We start from the raw sequence: 17,963 nt of genomic DNA, 5'->3' as shown, positions 1-17,963 counted from the left end.
GCCTAGCCTGCTTTTGGGGTTCCATCCTTGTTGACCTTGCTGGTGAGCCAGCCCTGCACATGTGTCAAGGCTTTGAAAGGTAACAACAAAGACCATCCAAGTTGACGTGGTTCCTTGCCTTGAAACTCCTTAAGGCCGAAGACAATATTCTCCTGCCCACCTTTGGGATCCTGTGTGTAGGTCGAGAACACTCTGTCCCACCACGGGAAGTTGAAACCGTAGTTGCTATCGGTCTCAATTGGGCGCGTTGAATGGTGAATACGGTGCATATCCGGCGTTACAATCACCCATCTCAGAACACGATCAGCCCGGTCCGGGAGTTTGATGTTGGCATGGTTGAACATGGCTGCTGCATTGAGAACCACCTCAAAAATAACCACTGAAAGAACGGGAGCACCGAGCAGTGCGACAACGCCAACCTTCCACAGCATGGATAGGGCAATTTCCATTGGGTGGAACCGAAGGGCCGTTGTCACATCAAAGCGCGGATCTGTGTGGTGAACTTTGTGCATGTGCCAAAGGAACGGGATTTTGTGGCTGGCGACGTGCATCGCCCAGACTGCGAAGTCCAGTGCAAAAAATGCAATTGTGCCAGCAACAAAGGCGTTTAGGTCGAACCAATTTGCAAGACCGAAGTCGTTGGTTTGTGCCCAATACGCTGTTGAGACCGCTGCAATCGGCAGGGCAAAGCGCAGCATCAAAGTATTGATCACAGAGAGAATAAGGTTGGTTGACCAGCGCCGTGGCCGCTCTTGAGACTCTGAACGCCGGGGGATAAATATTTCCAGAAGGGCGAACACAAGGAACGCACCTGCAAATATCCCTAAGCGAATTGTGCCTTCTTCCATGATGTATTCCAATTCCATTCCCGTGCGATATCGGCGCAATTATATTAGATATTCTTAATATGGGCAGTATCGAAGGCGGGGACAAGTAAATTTCCTGTCACTTTTAGTATGAAAGAAGCGCTAAAATGCCAGCATGACAGAGATTTTATGGACACGTCCTGAAGGGGACTGCTTAGGCACCCTTATTCTGGCTCATGGTGCCGGTGCGCCGATGGATGCCAATTTTATGAACCGCTTTGCGGACGCAGCTGCACAGAACGGCATTGCCGTTGCTAGGTTCGAGTTTGGCTATATGGCTAAACGACGTGAGACTGGCAAGAAGGCGCCTCCTCCACGTGCTGACAAGCTCATTAGTGAATACCAGAATGTGGTTCAAGCCATCGCTGAAGAAACAGAAGGCCCTGTTTTAATTGGTGGAAAATCCATGGGTGGGCGCGTTGCGGCTATGCTGGCTGGTTCTGAGAGTTTGCCGGCGCGAGTTGTGGGTATCGTGTGCCTTGGGTACCCGTTCCACACCTCTGCCAAGAAAGAACTTGCTGATTGGCGCTTTGAGCCACTGCAAAAGTCTCAACGGCCTATTTTGATCGCGCAAGGGGATCGTGACCAGATGGGCTGCCAGCTTGATGTGGAAGCGGTTGAATTGCCGGAGTTTGTTCGTCTCCATTGGCTTGAAGATGGCAATCACGACCTTGCTCCACGTGGTGCTTCTCCTGCCACATGGAAGGGGAACATTGAGCAGGCTGCCAAGGAAACCGCCGCTTTTTTTGGAAATCTTCTTAAAGACTAAATACCGGTGAAATTTCATGCCCTGCCAAATTGGTGGGGCATTTTGCTATCAATAGCTTGATAAAGCTTTGGGGGAATTACAGTGGGGATTGATTGGAGTGAACGGCAGGAGAAATCCAGCTCCTCAACAAATGATGGGCGTAGCACGGCGGAGATAGATTTTGGCCGGATCGTTCATTCACATGCGTTTCGTCGGTTGCAGGGCAAAACCCAGATCCTCAATTTGGGGGATAGTGATTTTTATCGCACGCGTTTGACCCATACTCTGGAAGTTGCACAAATTGCATCTGGGCTTATTCGCAGTTTGGAGCACAATCATAAAAGCCATGCGGGTGCTAAGTACTTGCCAAGTCAGACACAAGTGCAGGTGATCTCTTACTGTCATGACCTTGGGCATCCTCCATTTGAGCATGGTGGTGAGGTGGCGTTGAACTACTGCATGAGGGATTTTGGTGGGTTTGAGGGCAATGGACAGACTTTGCGGCTGATCTCTAAACTGGAGAAAATGTCGAAAGATCATGGGCTTAACTTCACACGGAGTACGTTGCTCGGCACGTTGAAATATCCTGCTCCCTTCTCTGCTACCAATACCGGAAGTACACCGGTGCTAAATCCGGTTCCGACCTCGTTGCGGTTGATTGATCGTAAGAGTGCAAGACCGCCCAAGTGTTATCTTGATAGCGAGGCGGAGGTTGTTGACTGGATCTTAGATCCGCTAAGTGCTTCTGATCGCAGCGAGTTTACGCGCGTGATGGCTAAGAAAGGTGAGCACGGCAAGACCTCCTACAAATCCTTTGATTGCTCCATTATGGATCTGGCGGATGATATTGCTTATGGCGTTCATGACTTTGAGGATGCCATTGCACTGAACATGGTGAGCGAGCAGCAGTTTCGCGCGTTCGTAAAGCCTGAGCAATTTCAATCGTTTATCAATGAGTTAAACAAGCAACATCCCGGAAAGCAGAATTCCAATGGGTTTGACGGGATTGTGGAACACCTCTTCCGAAGTGAAGTGAACATGCGCAAGATGCGGATTAGCCAGCTTGTCGGACATCTCATTTCCAACGTTTACATTGCTGAGAATGAGGTATTCAACGAGCCGCACCTGAGGTTTAAAGCTGCCCTTCCTGATCATATCGAGACTCTTTTGGAATGCCTGAAAAGCTTTGTATATGAGAAGGTTATCAAATCTGCGAGTGTTCAGCAGTTGGAGTTTAAGGGGCAAAAAATGGTAGTTGCGGTCTTCGAGGTTCTGCAAAGTGAGCCAAAGAATTTTCTGCCGGAAGCGACCTACAAAAAGTACGAGGATGCTGGTGAGGATATGCGTGTGATCTGCGATCATATTGCCGGGATGACCGATAACTACCTGATGAAAACCTATGATCGCTTGTTTAGTCCGCGGATGGGTTCCATTTTTGACCGCATTTAGGGTAAAATTCCTTTATCAAGCAATGGCTTACTAAAAAACGCTGTCAGAGAATGTTCTGACAGCGTTTTTTAGTAAGCCATTGCTTTGAAAGGATCAGCTGTTTCTTGCGTTGATCAGTCCTTGAACACCTTGTTGGCATCCAGCTCATAGTCCATGGAGCAGAAGTCACATTTGATGTGAACCATTCCTTCTGCCTTCATCTCGGTTTTGTCTTCCTCAGAAAAGCTCTGTATCATTGCTGTGATTTTTTCTGCTGAGCAGGAGCATTTGTCGGAGACATTCTGCGGCGTATACACAGACGCGCCATGCTCGTGGAACAAGCGGTACAGCAACCCTTCAACGGTCAGGTTTGGATCGGTGAGTTCATCGTCCTTGACAGTCTCGGCCAGAGACCGTGCTTCAATCCAGGCATCATCTTCATCCATTGCGTGATGTTCATGGCCTTCTGGCGCGTCACCTGGGTGAATGTCTGCCTGCTTCATGCGGTCTGGAGATTGCGGCAGGAACTGAACCATAATGCCGCCAGCAGTCCAGGAATGATCTGCGCCACCTTCTTCGGATTTGGTCAGCATTTCTGCAACACCCAGACGAAGGAGAGTTGGGATCTGTTCGGACTTTTGGAAGTACTCGTGAGCTGCTTCTTCAAGGGTTGTTCCATCCAGAACAACAATGCCCTGATAGCGACTGGTGTGCGCGCCTTGATCAATGGTGAAAGCAAGATGGCCTTTGCCTAACAGATGATCTGGTTTGAAACCGTCTTGGCTTGCAACATCAGCAACCTTGGCAGCATCAAACTGCGCCATAGCCCGCAAGCCGTCCGGTGCGTTGAAATCAACAACCAGCATGGAAACGGCACCATCAGATTGAGCCTGAAGGGTCAAACGCCCTTCAAACTTCAACGTGCTGCCGAGCATGGCTGTCAGAACAATTGCCTTTGACAGCAGCTTGTTGACAGGGCCCGGGTACTGATGGCGTGCCAGTATACTGTTCAGAACCGGCCCCATATTGATGACCCGGCCACGTATATCCAGCGCTTCAACGGTAAAGGGAACAACGGCATCAACGCCAGCAGGGGTTGGCTGAGCAGGTGTACTTGTCATATATTTTTTTATCCTTCAGGCAAAGCACCCATGCACCACGCCATAATGCCTTTTTGCGCGTGGAGACGGTTTTCTGCCTCGTCGAATACCACAGATTGCGGGCCGTCCATCACCTCATTCGTCACTTCTTCCCCACGATGTGCAGGGAGGCAGTGCATGAACAAAGCACTGTCATTGGCTTGGCTCATCAGGCGTTCATTCACCTGATAGGCGGCCAACATGTTGTGACGGGATTCTTCGTCCGCATCACCCATGGAAACCCAGCAATCGGTGATAACACAATCACTGTTTTTTACAGCAGCAAACGGATCGTCTGATACTGAGAGTTCAGCACCGGCTTTATAGGCCTTTTCGATCCAGTCAAGCGGTACTGTCAGTTCATTTGGTGCGGCCACGTTAATTTTAAAGTCAAATTTTGCAGCCGCTTCGATCCAAGAGTAAAGAACGTTGTTACTATCGCCCACCCAGGAAACGGTTTTACCCTTAATCCTGCCGCGGTGTTCTTCAAATGTCAGGATGTCTGCCATGATCTGACAGGGATGCGAGACCTTCGTCAAACCATTGATAACCGGCACAGTTGCGTATTCTGCCAATTCTTTAACGGCATCATGATCCAACATGCGGATCATGATCATGTCTACAAAGCGAGAGAGCACGCGGGCGGTATCGGGAATAGACTCGCCGCGACCGAGCTGCATTTCTGCGCCAGTCAGCATCAAGGTCTCGCCGCCCAGCTCGCGCATGCCAACATCAAACGAGATGCGAGTTCTTGTGGAGGGTTGCTCAAAGACCATGGCAAGGACTTTACCTGCAAGAGGCCCCTGCCCGCGGTTTACGCCGTTTCTGGTGGACTTGATCTGCTTGGAAGCCTCCATAATTTTGCGGAGGTCGGCAGTGGAATATTCGCTGATATCAAGAAAGTGCTGTGGTTTGGTCAAAGTGTTCATTTTGCAATCTCTTCAATTTTCAGCTCGTTTTCCATGTCCGCAGCAGCGGCTTCAATCTTTTCTACGAGCACATCAATTTCTTCAGCGGTAATAGTCATGGGCGGCATAATACGCAAAACGTTATCGCCAGCGCCAACAGGCAGCAGGCCGTTGTTGCGCATGTGAACCAAAAGCTCGGTGTTTGCCACTTTGCATTTAAGGCCAAGCATCAGGCCTTCGCCGCGTACCAGCTCAAACACCCGGCTGTATTCATCCACAACACAGGCCAGTTTTTGCTTCAGCAGCAGACCTTTTTCCTGAACCGCTTCCATAAAGCCGGGTTCCAGAACGACACCCAGAACGGCATTGCCAACAGCCATAGCAAGTGGGTTGCCGCCAAATGTGGTGCCGTGCGCGCCCGGAGCCATGCCGCTTGCAGCCTCGCTGGTTGAAAGGAACGCGCCCACCGGGAAACCGCCGCCGATGCCTTTTGCAATCGCCATGATATCGGGTTCAACACCGGCCCATTCATGCGCAAAGAGTTTGCCTGTTCTGCCAACACCGGTCTGGATTTCGTCATAGATCAGCAACAGACCATTCTCGTCACAGATCTCGCGCAGACCTTTTAAGAAAGCTGGATCCATGGTGCGCACACCGCCTTCGCCCTGAACAGGTTCAAGCATGATCGCGGCTGTTTCCGGGCCAACCAGTTTCTTAACGGCATCAAGGTCGCCAACAGGCACCTGATCGAACCCTTCCGGGGCAGGACCAAAACCTTCGAGGTATTTTTGCTGACCACCAGCGGCCAGTGCTGCCATGGTTCTGCCGTGGAACGCATTTTCAAAGGTGATGATACGCGTCCGCTCGGGATTACCCTTGGCAAAATGGTAGCGGCGGGCTGTCTTCATCGCCCCTTCGATTGCTTCTGTTCCTGAATTGCAAAAGAAAACCACATCAGCGAAGGTGTTGTCTGTGAGAAGCTTTGCCAGCGTCTCGCCTTCTGGAATGGTATAAAGGTTGGTGACATGCCAAAGCTTTTCAGCCTGCGCTTTGAGCGCTTCAACCAATTTGGGATGGGCATGACCAAGACCGGAAACCGCAATACCAGATGCACAATCCATGTATCGTCGACCATCAGCCGCAATCAGCCAGACACCTTCCCCACGCTCGAACGAAAGTTCAGAACGGGCATAAGTCTGCATTAGCGACGAAGTCGTCATTTTTAACTCCTCATGGATTGAGCTGTTATTTACTCAAAAAATTCCAGTTATCTGGTCAAGAAACAAAAAAACGCCATATGGCGTTTGGGCTGTAAACGAAGCAACATATAAACCGTGTTCCGTATGGGCTGTCAATAACACCTATTAGGCAGCAATAGGTTATTATAGTTCAGGAATTACCGTGTGCCCCTTGGGCTACCAACGACATCAACCAGTCTTGGCCGCACCACTTGGAAGGCGCCATTGTGGCATCTTTGTAGGGCCGAGTGGTGGGTTAATACGGTTCCCTATGACCAGATTTTTTCCAGTACACTTAAGGTTTATTCAACACACCTCATACGTGTAGTATGAGGTGGCGCTGCTGGTATAAATCTACAAAGGCCTCATGAATTACCTGTTTAACTAGTAATTATTACCAGTTGTTTTTTCCTGATTAATATATGTAATAAATATCAATGGAGTAAGGTCGTCAGCTCTTACTTTATGTTGGAAAGATTGCTATAGGATCTGACTTAAGAGACACCTCCCAATCCATGGATTGGTAATCTTCTCCCACTGCAAGAGGGCTGTAATAGGTAAGTAGTAGCGCGGCAATTCTGGGGAAAACCAGAGTCATCCCCACCTCAATTCTTTAAGGTTATTGCTCGCCTCGACGCCCATATAGTAGTGTGCGATAAGAGTTACACACCATCTCGTAGTTACTAAACGCTGCAAGCACACACGCTCAGGTAAGCGGCAAGGTCGGATTTATCCGGGCTGAGCGAATGCTGTTTTGCACGCCACTGAAGGAAGACGGGGCCCTTTAATGAGCTGGACAGCAGAACGTGTAGAGTTACTAAGCAAGCTTTGGGCAGACGGACTGAGCGCAAGCCAGATCGCTGGCGAACTGGGTAGCGTCACCCGGAACGCCGTCATCGGCAAGGTTCACCGCCTTGGATTATCAGGCCGCGCCAAATCTGGTGGCGCCGCAACTAAAGCGAGAAAAGCCGCAGCACCTGCTGCCCGGCCAGTTTCTCCTGCAAAACCGAGCGTAACAGAAACAATCGCCGTTGCTGCGATAAGTACTCCTTCACCTCGTCCTATTCAGCCAACTGTTGCTGGGGCTACAGCCCTTAAAATTGAACCAATTGAAATGATCCGGGCCGAACTTGCGCAAATGCCCGCACCAGATATTTTCATTCCTCCGTCAGAACGGGCGTCCATTCTGACTTTGAATGAGCGGACTTGTAAGTGGCCAATTGGTGACCCGAGTTCTGATGACTTTTACTTCTGTGGTCGTCAGTCTGATGCAGGCACACCTTACTGCGCCCATCACCGCAGCATCGCGTATCAACCAGTGAGCGATCGTCGTAGCCGCCGCGCCAGCTGATCAAACAGATATATAAGATTGAGAAGCCGGGTCATTTGCCCGGCTTTTTGTTGTCCGTTGCGGCATGAGGCGACTGGGCCACAAAAACCGCCCTTAGGCGGCTTTATAACCTGTCAGTAATTACTCAGCATTACCCGATAGCAAACTGATCGTTGAACGCGTAACCTGCGCCACGCACTGTCCTGATTGGATCCTTCATGCGGCCTTTGTTGATGGCTTTGCGAAGGCGGCCCACATGGACGTCAACTGTGCGTTCATCCACGTACACATCATGGCCCCAAACACGGTCCAAAAGCTGCTCGCGTGAGTAAACACGGCCCGGCGCGCTCATCAGGAATTCCAGCAAGCGGAACTCTGTTGGCCCTAAGTGGATCTCACTGCCCATTCTGCGAACACGGTGCGTTTCGCGGTCCAGCTCGATATCTCCAGATTTAAGAAGCGTGGAGACCACCTCGGGATTTGCACGGCGGAAAATGGCGCGGACACGAGCCATCAGCTCAGGAACAGAAAACGGTTTAACCACGTAGTCATCCGCGCCTGTCGCCAAGCCGCGAATACGCTCGGATTCCTCACCGCGCGCTGTCAGCATGATGATTGGCATGCGTTCCGTTTCAGACCGTGCCCGTAACCGGCGGCAGAGTTCAATTCCGGAGAGGCCGGGAAGCATCCAGTCCAGCAGAAGAAGGTCCGGCTGGCTTTCCTGAAGCAGGATTTCAGCCTCGTCCCCTCTTGCGCATACGCCCACAGTGTAGCCTTCTGCTTCCAGGTTGTAGCGTAGCAGCAAGCTCAACGGTTCTTCGTCTTCTACAATCAATATTTTAGGCATACTAAAGTGCTCTCTGCACCTTCTGTTTCAAAGCAGCATGCCTGAAATGGCTTGGGCAGGCTGCGATACTCTTTTCGTCATGCGTATTCTAACCAAACACGGTGCTTCTTTTTTGGGAATACGCATTTTCAGCGCATTCTTATCCAAAAACCGGCACCCGCTTGTGCAAATACACCCTAAACAGCGGCGCTCTGTGTAAGTTCGTCCGTTTTGGGACGCTCTGTTGGCAGATGATTACCAGAAACCATGTAATAGATGTTTTCCGCAATGTTTGTTGCGTGGTCCCCAATACGCTCAATGTTCTTCGCACAAAACAGCAAATGTGCACACATGGTAATTGAGCGAGGATCTTCCATCATGTAGGTCAGCAGCTGACGGAACAGGGATGTGTACAGCGCATCAACCTCGTCGTCACGTTGATGCACGCGCTGAACAACCTCAAGATCACCCGAGGTGTAGGCATCCAAAACGGCCTTGAGCTGCTCAAGAGCGAGATCAGACATATGTTCCACACCAACAGCGAGCTGTTTGTTGGAGAAATCTGTCTCAATCGCGAGGGTTCGCTTGCCAATGTTCTTTGCCATGTCACCAACGCGCTCAAGATCGTTCGAGATCCGCATGGCCGCAATGATCACACGCAGATCACTTGCCATTGGCTGGCGGCGTGCGATTACGGAGATACACAGCTCTTCAAGCTCTGCCTGCATGTTGTCGAGGCGTTGATCAGCTGCGATGGTGCGCGCTGCCAGTTCACGATCCTGCCTGAGTAGGCCGGTCACAGCATCATGCACCAGTGTTTCGGCAAGGCCGCCCATCTCAACAACGCGTCCGGCTAACTCTTTGAGTTCCTCGCCAAAAGCAGAGACGATATGATCTTTCATTGGATGATTTCCTTAGAGCAGTTTCTATTCTTAACCGAAACGGCCAGTGATGTAATCCTGTGTGCGCTGGTCTTTGGGGTTTGTGAAGATTTCAGTCGTCAGACCTTCCTCAACCAAAGTCCCCATATGGAAGAAAGCTGTCCGCTGTGACACACGCGCTGCCTGCTGCATGGAGTGGGTTACGATTACGATTGTGTAATTGAGGCGTAACTCATCAATCAGTTCCTCCACTTTGGCAGTGGCGATCGGGTCCAGCGAAGAACACGGCTCATCCATCAGGATCACTTCGGGAGACACCGCAATGGCGCGTGCAATACACAAGCGCTGCTGCTGACCGCCGGAAAGACTTGTGCCCGGCTCGTCCAATCTGTCTTTGACTTCCGCAAACAAACCAGCTCGCTGCAATGAGTTCGCGACGATTTCTTCCAGCTCGCTCTTGCTCTGGGCGAGGCCATGAATGCGGGGCCCGTAGGCAACATTTTCAAAGATGGATTTCGGGAACGGATTGGGCTTTTGAAAGACCATGCCAACGCGGGCACGCAGTTCAACCACATCGATACGCGGATCATAGACATCATCATTATCGAGAAGAATGTCACCTTCGACGCGGCAGATAGCAATGGTGTCGTTCATCCGGTTCATACAGCGCAGGAAGGTGGATTTACCACAACCAGACGGGCCGATGAGGGCTGTTACCTGGTTCTTGCGCACGTCCAGATCCACTCCGAAGAGTGCCTGTTTCTCACCGTAAAACACGTTTACATTACGGCCACGCATTTTGAGTGTTTCGCCTTCAGCAGAGACGGCTGGCGCGGCATACAGGTCGGTTTTCATTGCACTCTCTGTGTTCGTGGTCATTTCCATTGTCATGATGTTGCCTTTCAAATCACCAGCGGCGCTCAAAGCGTTTGCGCAGAACAATTGCCATTGCATTCATTGAGATCAGGAAGCCTAAAAGCACCATGATCGCGGCAGATGTTTTCTGCTGGAAGGCGGGTTCCGGGAAATCCGCCCACATGAAGATTTGCACTGGCAGCACTGTTGATGGATCAACCGGGCTTACCGGAATGTCCACGATAAAGGCCACCATGCCGATCATCAGAAGCGGTGCGGTTTCACCCAAGGCCTGTGCCATGCCGATGATGGTCCCTGTCAGAATGCCCGGCATTGCCAGTGGCAAAACGTGGTGGAACACAGCCTGCAAGCGGGAGGCTCCTACACCCAAGGCAGCTTCGCGGATGGAGGGCGGGACTGCCTGAAGAGCTGCACGTGATGCGATGATGATCGTTGGCAGGGTCATCAGCGCCAGCACCATACCGCCCACAACCGGAGCCGATCTTGGCAACCCGAAGACGTTGAGGAACACCGCCAAACCGAGCAGGCCAAACACGATGGATGGCACGGCAGCAAGGTTGTTGATGTTGACCTCAATCAGCTGGGTCCAGCGGTTTTTGGGAGCAAACTCCTCAAGGTAGATTGCAGCTGATACACCGATCGGGAAGGATAGAGACAACGTAACCAACATGGTCCAGAAGGAGCCAACGGCTGCGCCCCAAATACCCGCCATCTCCGGCTCACGGCTTGCGCCCGACGTGAAGAAGATGGAGTTCCATTCATTTTCAACCGCGCCTTTGGAGACAAGGTAATCCGTATAAGCTATTTCTTTATCGGAGAATTTGCGGAAGGATTCAGGTGTCTCGATCTCTTCAATACCCCACTGCCCGGCCTTTGCAGCAGCTGCGGATTGAAGAGGAATAAAGGCTTGTCCTGTGATGCTGTTCGGGCTGACTTTTTCAACCTTAACCGTGCCGCCATTCATAGTTACAAAGTAGCTTGGCATATTTGCATTCAGAGTTTCACCCTGATTGATGTTGGCACTGCGGGTTTTCAAAGTGGCCAAGCCAGCTCTTTGCGACGCCAAAGACCTGATGATTGTCTCTAAGGAGGCTTTGTTGCCTTTAATTTCGGCTTTAAGACGCCTTGCAACAAGCGGGTCACTTTCGGATTGCAGGCGAGCCGTGAGATTATCAATCTTGGCTTTGACGCTATATTCAGAGCGGCCACGGGCTTCAATCTTACCTGCGAGGAGTTCGATTTCCTGTTTCAAATAGTTCTGAAGAGATCCAAGGATTTTTTCAAACTCAGGCTTCTCAGAGGTGATTGTCACCTGACCTTCTGTTCCGCTTACCGTTGCTGCGCCCGTTGTCTCAATCTCGGATTTTTGAGTGATCAGGCCTTTGACATAAAGGTCGGCAAAATCGGAGAGCGGAATTGCAACAGGGCCCGTGTCTCCGAGCAGAGAGGTATCAGCGACCACCTGCTTTTGCAGAGTGATGTTTGCACCCGACGACACAAGGGAATACAGCGTGCGGCGGTTTTTGCGGTTTGATGCAAATGGCAGCTCAGCTTTTAGCCCCTCGCGAATGATTTTGTTATAGCTGGCCCCTGCCGGATTCGCAGGGTCAACTTTATCCGGGCTCAGGTTCAACGGCACATTCACGTAATTGTAGGTGAAGGCTGGCAGACCAGATCCAACAATCGTGAACATCAGCAGAAACAAGAAGGTTGCGGCAAGAGCGATTGCACCCATGCCATAGGCCTTGAAGCGCGCTTCTAGGCTGTACCGCTTTTTAAGGCGCAGACGTGCTTCATCCGTTGTATGAACGCCGGTTGGAACGCCGCCATGAACATCAGGAATGGCTGCTCCGGCAATTTCCTGAGCGATATTAGTCATACTGTTCCCTATATTTCTTCACAACGCGCAGAGCGAAGATGTTGAGAGCTAGTGTGATACAGAAAAGCAGCAAGCCAAGAGCAAAGGCTGCCAGTGTTTTTGCGCTGTCGAACTCCTGGTCACCGACCAGCAATGTTACGATCTGCACGGTGACTGTGGTTACAGCCTGAAGCGGATTGACTGTCATGTTTGCAGCAAGACCCGCGGCCATCACCACAATCATAGTCTCGCCAATCGCGCGGGAGATCGCCAGAATAAGCGCTGATACGATGCCCGGAAGCGCTGCAGGCAACACCACGCGGCGGATGGTTTCTGACTTGGTCGCGCCCAGACCGGCTGATCCGTCCCGAAGAGACTGAGGCACTGCGTTGATCACATCATCTGAAAGGGAGGAGACGAACGGGATAATCATGATGCCCATAACAAGACCAGCTGCGAGCGCAGATTCTGAACTCACCGAGAGCCCGATACTTTCGCCCCACCCACGAATGAAGGGAGCAACCGTTAGCGCGGCGAAGAAGCCATAAACAACGGTTGGTATACCTGCCAGAATTTCCAGCATCGGTTTTGCGACTGCCCGAACCGGACCGCTTGCGTAATCTGAAAGGTAGATGGCGGAGAGCAATCCAACAGGGGCCGCCACAGAAATAGCGATTGCGGTGATGAGCATGGTGCCCATCAACAGTGGGATCGCTCCGAAAATCTCGGTGTTTACTTCAGCTGTTTCAGAGCCAGCGCCCTCAAAGGCGCTTTGTGGGCTCCAGTGCATGCCAAACACAAAATCCAGAATAGGAATTTGACGGAAGAACATCAGGCTTTCGAAAATCAGGGACAGCACGATGCCGATTGTGGTGAAGATCGCAACAGCAGAACACAGGATCAGCAACCCCATGATGGTGCGTTCAACAAAATGGCGAGCCCGCATTGTTGGTCTGATGGACTTAGTACCGTACCAGAGACCAGCACTGATCAGCACAATAATGAGAGCCGTTTTAAGGAAGAGCGAGGTTGCGGCAAGGGATTTAAACACCTCGGCAGCTTGCTCTTTTCCGGCATCTGTAAACCCGACGATCCCGCCAAATGCGATTGCGCGGGCATCGCGCAGATAGGCTTGAAGTTCAGGTTTTGACAGCTGTTCAACAACATCAGCACTGGCGTTGATCACCATTGTATCCAGCAGGCGCGGTTCGATGATTGCCCATACAAGCAGCACAGCAAGTGCAGGTAATGTTGAAAGGATCGCCAGATAACCACCGTGGTAGCTTGGCCGAGAATGGAGAACTGAAAGCTGATTGCCCGCAACTTGAGCCGCCCGAAGACGCCCGTAAAAGTTTGAAGCAACAAACACCAGAAGGAGGAGCGCAGCGTAAGTCCAGAACATTTCTTTGTGCCGCCTTATCTAGGACGCCTGATGCGCCATATTTGGGCTTTGGTGTAAGCGCGAATTCATTTTCCGAAAATCGTGTCCACTTTTCGGGAATACGCGATGGAACTTTAACGAAGAAGGTAAGGCGACCAGCACTCGGCTGATCGCCTCATGTCACAAGCAATTAGAATGCGAGTGCAGTCAGAGCAGAAGCAGATTTGGAAATTGCTTCACGGTCTGATGTTGGCAGTGGGATAAGTCCCTTGTCTGCCAGGTAACCTTCGTCACCCCAAGTGTCTTCATTGGTGAATTCAGCCAGGTATTCTGCGATACCCGGGATCACGCCAACATGCTCTTTTTTGATGTAAAAGTACAAAGAGCGAGATACTGGGTAGTCACCTGCAGCAATTGCATCAAATGTTGGCGCAATACCGGCAATGTTGGTGCCCTGGATCTTGTCAGCGTTCTGATCGAGGAAGGAGAAACCGAAGATGCCAAGTGCATTCGGGTTTGCATCCAGTTTCTGAACGATCAGGTTGTCGTTTTCACCAGCTTCGATGTAGGCGCCATCTTCACGGATTACGTGACACGCTTTTTTCTTCAGGCCGAGTTCTTTCGCACCTGGGAGCATTTTACAGCCGCCAGCCATTGCCAGCTCAGCGAATGCATCACGTGTACCGGATGTTGGTGGTGGGCCGAGAACTTCGATTTTGCTATTTGGAAGAGCAGGATCAATGTCGGACCAGTTGTTGTAAGGGTTTGCAACCAGCTTGCCGTCTACTGGAACTTCCTTAGCAAGAGCAAGGAAGATCTGAGAGAGTGTCAGGTCCAGCTGAGTGCCGGCCTTAGAATTTGCAAGAACGATGCCGTCGAAACCAACGGTCACTTCAACTGGAGTTACGCCAGCTTCATTACACTTAACCAGCTCCTTGGCCTTCATACGGCGGGAAGCATTGGTGATGTCAGGGGTGTTTTCGCCAACACCTTCACAGAAGAGCTTGATGCCACCACCTGAGCCAGTGGATTCAACAACTGGTGTTTTGAAAGTGGTTTTTTGACCAAATTGCTCAGCAACTGCTGTCGCAAATGGGAACACTGTGGAAGACCCAACAATCTGGATCTGGTCACGAGCCTGTGCGGAACCTGCAACAATGGTACCTGCGAGAGCCAGAGCTGCTACGCTTGCGAATGCCTTGATATTCACCTGAAGTCTCCTTGGGAGTTCTGGTTTTAGAAACTGTTAAACTACATTCATCTCACAGCGCCCCGGCTGCGAGTCAGCGGTAAATTACCCTTCGGCTGTGATGGTTATATGAACGTTGAGTATCAGTTTTATGACATCGTAAGCATTTGATTTTATTATGTATTTTTAATCTAATTCATTTTCGTCATAAATTACGGCACCGGGTATGAACACACGGAAGCATGCACCCTGCTCTGGTTTGCTCTCAATTTCGAGGCGTGCGCGGTGGCGTGTCAAAATGTGTTTAACAATGGCAAGGCCTAAGCCCGTTCCCTTCATCTGGCGGGAAGTGACCACGTCAACACGATAGAAACGCTCGGTCAATCGTGGCAGATGCTCTGGATCGATACCGGGGCCAAAGTCACGAACTTCAGCAATCCAGTGCGGTGTTTCGGTGGAATCAGGATCCAAACGGCACGTCACATCGACTCGCTTGCCGCTGGAACCATATTTCAAAGCGTTTTCGACCAGATTGTTGAAGACCTGCACCAGTTCATCATTCTCGCCGCGAATTTCAGCAGGCTCATCTGGCATTGTCACATTCAGTTCCACACCCAGTTCTGTGGCGACAGGTAACAAAGATTCGACGGAATGGCGCATGATTTGCCCGAGATCCACGAGGGTTTCTGGCTGAACGTGAACTTTCATCTCAATGCGGGACAAGGACAGCAGGTCATCAATCAAGCGGCGCATACGCTCGGCCTGATTGAGCATGATGCCGAGGAACTGCTCCTGCGCTTTTGGATCATCTTTGGCCGGGCCTTGCAACGTTTCAATGAAACCTGTGAGGGATGCCAACGGCGTCCGCAACTCGTGAGAGGCGTTGGCGACAAAATCTGCCCGCATACGCTCGAGACGGCGCGCCTCTGTCAGATCGCGAATGACAACAAGAATGAGACCGGGACGGCCACGCGGGACGGCGAGATTTCCGCTGGAGACGGACCACAGCGGTGCGATGTGCGCTTCCAACCAAAGCTCCATCGGAACTTTCTCTGCCCAGTCAATAACCTCAGTGGACCCACCATTGGAAACGCGGTCCAAAGCTTCCAGAAGGGATGGTGCGCGAATGCGGAAGGAGAGCGGGTCACCGACCGCAATCGTTCCAAACCGACGCTGAGCTGCAAGGTTTACATATTGCGTGGTGCCACGGTAATCGACGACAAAACAAGGATCAGGCAATGCGTTTACGGCAGACTTCATGCCGCGATCCACAATCTCGCTGACCTCTTTACGGCTGACACCGCTTGGGGCTTTGAGTTTGGTACGGCTTTTCATACCGCCGCCGATGACAAGGACAAAAATCAGCGCAAAAGCGAAGAAGGACGCCCAGACAGGCACCTGAAAGGCGATGGAAAAAAGTGCGAAGATTGAAGCAGCCGCAAGAAGAACCCAGCGCACATCAACGGGCTTGCGATAAACCGCCTGCCTGTTGAGGCCCATACGTAAGGGCTCCTGATTTACCTGCTGCTCATCCTTATTCCTATCCGGGGACATAACTGCCACTTTCTCAACGCCGCTTTGCGTTTACACCTGTTTTTATATTCAAACTGGCCGAGACCTTACCAGAGCCAGCATGACAATCACGCGACGCAGGCTGTTCATTCCTGTCGTTTTCCCAAGGGGACGACTGGAAAATGAAGAGCAACTTACTTTCTGGCCTATCAAATATCTAAATGACGCCCAGTCTGAAATGCTTTGCGGATTGATGGGGTTATATCTTTAGCAGGTTCAACAAATCAAGCCGAACAGGTGCTGAGCGGAGATAATTGATTTGGGAGAATAAGGCCTGACTGGGTTGTTCTTGTTACACGCCCCTCATCCATAGTGCGTATGGACCAGCTCATTAATGAGATCGTGACCTATTCTGCTTAGTCATTACCTTTCAATTATCAGCGTCCTTAAATGAGATAGTAAAGTCGTTTTGCGAGGTTTTGAAATGGAAGATGTGCTGCTCGGTTTAGAAACCGCTTTCCAACAAGAAGATTGGGGTCTTGCGGAAAAACTCATTCATGACCTGCTCGAAGATGACGGCATGAATCCGAGCCTCTGGTACAATCTTGGTTTGGTGCGTAGAAAAGCGGGCAATAACAGTTTGGCCATTGAGACCTTTACCAAGACACTGGAAATGTCCCCCAATCACAAAGGAGCGATGTTTGAGCGGGCGGCAGCTTATCTGGATCTGGAACACTTTCATGACGCCCTGAATGGGTTTGCCGAGTATACGGTTGCGTTCCCGGAGGATGCAGATGGCCTATTGAACCTTGCTCGCATTGCGTTGCATCTGGAAGTGCCTGACCTTGCTCTGTCCGCGTTTCAAAAACGCGCTGACTATGACAATGATGCAGAGAATATCATTGGAGCTGCAGAAGCTATGCAGATGCAGGGGAATGAGGACGGCATAGGAATGCTGCGCCGGCTTTTTGCCAACAATCCGGGCATACGGCCTGAGCTACTCAAACTCATGAGTCAGGGGTCATCTGGCCGTGTGCCGCTCAATTCCAAGCAGTTTTTGGGTTAGGCAGGTGTTGAGCGCGACGCCCTTACAGATTTTCTGTAGTGACCCGGTTCAGCCTGCAGTTCGTTTTGCATGTTTTGATGGGCCTCAAACTCACTCACATCCATCCCGCCGCAGTCCAGTTCCAGACTTTCGCGTTTGAACGGGAAGGCTTGTGCGATTGGTGTTCCAGCTTCCAGTGTGCCTTCAAATTCCGGTTGTCTCCAGAGGGCCGGGAAGTGAACAAAGCCACCTTTGAACCGGTCACAATCCACGATACCAGCCAATGTGCGGAAGGGCAGCTCTTCGCGGTTGAGTGGATGTGTGAACAGTAAGGACACACCATCGGGCGCTTCTACGCTCCAGAAGTTGTTGAGTTTGATGATGAAATCATCCGGGCGTGTGCCCAATGGTGCGCCTGTGGCTTGCTCTGGTACATGCAGGCCGATTGGGGAGCGGGTTTGCTGTGCGTTGGGTGAGACTGGTTTTGGCCAGTGCCAGGAGAATTCGCCGTCTTTGACCACAACATCACACGGCAGCTTGAAGAGGATGCCGGTTGAGAAGCCGTCAATAATGGGCGGGCAATGTTTGAGCGTACGCACCTGTTCATTTCCCAAAAGCTCACTTGGCACTGTTGAGGGAATATCCTTCAACCAATCTGGGAGTGCTGATTTGGCCAGAACAGGCTCTGGAATATGTCCATGAAGCTCTGGCAGACACCGAAATTTGAGCCTCATAAAA

Annotated in this window: 15 protein-coding genes and 2 pseudogenes; 4 read left to right on the top strand and 13 right to left on the bottom strand. The window is 51.2% G+C overall.

Annotation, left to right across the window (positions count from 1 at the left end):
* Window positions 1–2: 2 nt before the first annotated feature.
* Complete coding sequence (locus tag BLS62_RS07700) at window positions 3–848, bottom strand: sterol desaturase family protein (RefSeq protein ID WP_093188603.1); 846 nt, start codon at window positions 846–848, stop codon at window positions 3–5.
* A gap of 133 nt (window positions 849–981) precedes the next feature.
* Between BLS62_RS07700 and BLS62_RS07695 the strand changes: the two genes are divergently transcribed.
* Window positions 982–1,635, top strand: coding sequence for an alpha/beta fold hydrolase (locus BLS62_RS07695; RefSeq protein ID WP_093178967.1), 654 nt, complete (start codon window positions 982–984; stop codon window positions 1,633–1,635).
* An 81-nt stretch (window positions 1,636–1,716) separates the two neighbouring features.
* On the top strand, window positions 1,717–3,063 hold the full coding sequence (locus BLS62_RS07690) for an anti-phage deoxyguanosine triphosphatase (protein ID WP_200798486.1): 1,347 nt from the start codon (window positions 1,717–1,719) through the stop codon (window positions 3,061–3,063).
* 113 nt (window positions 3,064–3,176) lie between these two features.
* Here the strand turns inward: BLS62_RS07690 and BLS62_RS07685 are convergent, their stop codons facing one another.
* Genes BLS62_RS07685 through BLS62_RS07675 form a run of 3 tightly spaced genes read right to left on the bottom strand, consistent with a single transcriptional unit; the run spans window position 3,177 to window position 6,309 of the window.
* Window positions 3,177–4,163 (bottom strand): Hsp33 family molecular chaperone, encoded by a 987-nt coding sequence (locus BLS62_RS07685; RefSeq protein WP_093178965.1) that lies wholly within the window; start codon window positions 4,161–4,163, stop codon window positions 3,177–3,179.
* Between the two features lie 8 nt (window positions 4,164–4,171).
* Window positions 4,172–5,110: an ornithine carbamoyltransferase gene (gene argF, locus BLS62_RS07680; RefSeq protein ID WP_093178962.1), complete on the bottom strand. Its 939-nt coding sequence runs from the start codon at window positions 5,108–5,110 to the stop codon at window positions 4,172–4,174.
* Entirely contained in the window at window positions 5,107–6,309 is a 1,203-nt protein-coding gene (locus tag BLS62_RS07675) for an aspartate aminotransferase family protein (RefSeq protein WP_093178959.1), read from the bottom strand. Before BLS62_RS07675 ends, argF begins: the two co-directional genes overlap by 4 nt.
* An 805-nt stretch (window positions 6,310–7,114) precedes the next feature.
* Between BLS62_RS07675 and BLS62_RS07670 the strand changes: the two genes are divergently transcribed.
* Window positions 7,115–7,678: a GcrA family cell cycle regulator gene (locus BLS62_RS07670; protein ID WP_093178957.1), complete on the top strand. Its 564-nt coding sequence runs from the start codon at window positions 7,115–7,117 to the stop codon at window positions 7,676–7,678.
* A 130-nt stretch (window positions 7,679–7,808) separates the two neighbouring features.
* Here the strand turns inward: BLS62_RS07670 and phoB are convergent, their stop codons facing one another.
* The 8 genes and pseudogenes from phoB to BLS62_RS07635 form a co-directional block, all read right to left on the bottom strand.
* On the bottom strand, window positions 7,809–8,504 hold the full coding sequence (gene phoB, locus BLS62_RS07665) for a phosphate regulon transcriptional regulator PhoB (protein WP_093178954.1): 696 nt from the start codon (window positions 8,502–8,504) through the stop codon (window positions 7,809–7,811).
* 176 nt (window positions 8,505–8,680) lie between these two features.
* A complete protein-coding gene (gene phoU, locus BLS62_RS07660; protein WP_093178951.1) occupies window positions 8,681–9,385 on the bottom strand; it encodes a phosphate signaling complex protein PhoU in 705 nt (234 codons plus the stop codon).
* Window positions 9,386–9,415: 30 nt separating this feature from the next.
* Window positions 9,416–10,219 carry a phosphate ABC transporter ATP-binding protein PstB gene (gene pstB, locus BLS62_RS07655; RefSeq protein ID WP_093188598.1) on the bottom strand — a complete coding sequence of 268 codons (804 nt, stop codon included), beginning with the start codon at window positions 10,217–10,219 and terminating at the stop codon, window positions 9,416–9,418.
* 52 nt (window positions 10,220–10,271) lie between these two features.
* Window positions 10,272–11,090: pseudogene (gene pstA, locus BLS62_RS32815) on the bottom strand (phosphate ABC transporter permease PstA); the annotation flags it as partial.
* A 522-nt stretch (window positions 11,091–11,612) separates the two neighbouring features.
* Window positions 11,613–12,119 (bottom strand): annotated as a pseudogene (locus tag BLS62_RS32810) (DUF3333 domain-containing protein); the annotation flags it as partial.
* Window positions 12,112–13,500, bottom strand: coding sequence for a phosphate ABC transporter permease subunit PstC (gene pstC / locus BLS62_RS07645; RefSeq protein WP_093178946.1), 1,389 nt, complete (start codon window positions 13,498–13,500; stop codon window positions 12,112–12,114). The gene pstC and the pseudogene BLS62_RS32810, both read right to left, overlap by 8 nt.
* A 169-nt stretch (window positions 13,501–13,669) precedes the next feature.
* The gene (locus BLS62_RS07640) at window positions 13,670–14,689 is read right to left on the bottom strand and encodes a PstS family phosphate ABC transporter substrate-binding protein (RefSeq protein ID WP_093178943.1); all 1,020 of its coding nucleotides are present in this window, start codon (window positions 14,687–14,689) and stop codon (window positions 13,670–13,672) included.
* 165 nt (window positions 14,690–14,854) lie between these two features.
* Window positions 14,855–16,222 carry an ATP-binding protein gene (locus BLS62_RS07635; protein ID WP_093178941.1) on the bottom strand — a complete coding sequence of 456 codons (1,368 nt, stop codon included), beginning with the start codon at window positions 16,220–16,222 and terminating at the stop codon, window positions 14,855–14,857.
* 442 nt (window positions 16,223–16,664) lie between these two features.
* Here BLS62_RS07635 and BLS62_RS07630 point away from each other — a divergent pair, with 442 nt between their 5' ends.
* Window positions 16,665–17,246 (top strand): tetratricopeptide repeat protein, encoded by a 582-nt coding sequence (locus tag BLS62_RS07630; RefSeq protein WP_093178938.1) that lies wholly within the window; start codon window positions 16,665–16,667, stop codon window positions 17,244–17,246.
* Here the strand turns inward: BLS62_RS07630 and BLS62_RS07625 are convergent.
* A complete protein-coding gene (locus BLS62_RS07625) occupies window positions 17,243–17,959 on the bottom strand; it encodes a hypothetical protein (RefSeq protein ID WP_093178936.1) in 717 nt (238 codons plus the stop codon). The genes BLS62_RS07630 and BLS62_RS07625 overlap by 4 nt on opposite strands.
* Between the last annotated feature and the right edge of the window lie 4 nt (window positions 17,960–17,963).

It is taken from the genome of Pseudovibrio sp. Tun.PSC04-5.I4 (assembly GCF_900104145.1).
Lineage (GTDB): Bacteria > Pseudomonadota > Alphaproteobacteria > Rhizobiales > Stappiaceae > Pseudovibrio.
This window is presented reverse-complemented; position numbering and strand designations above follow the sequence as displayed.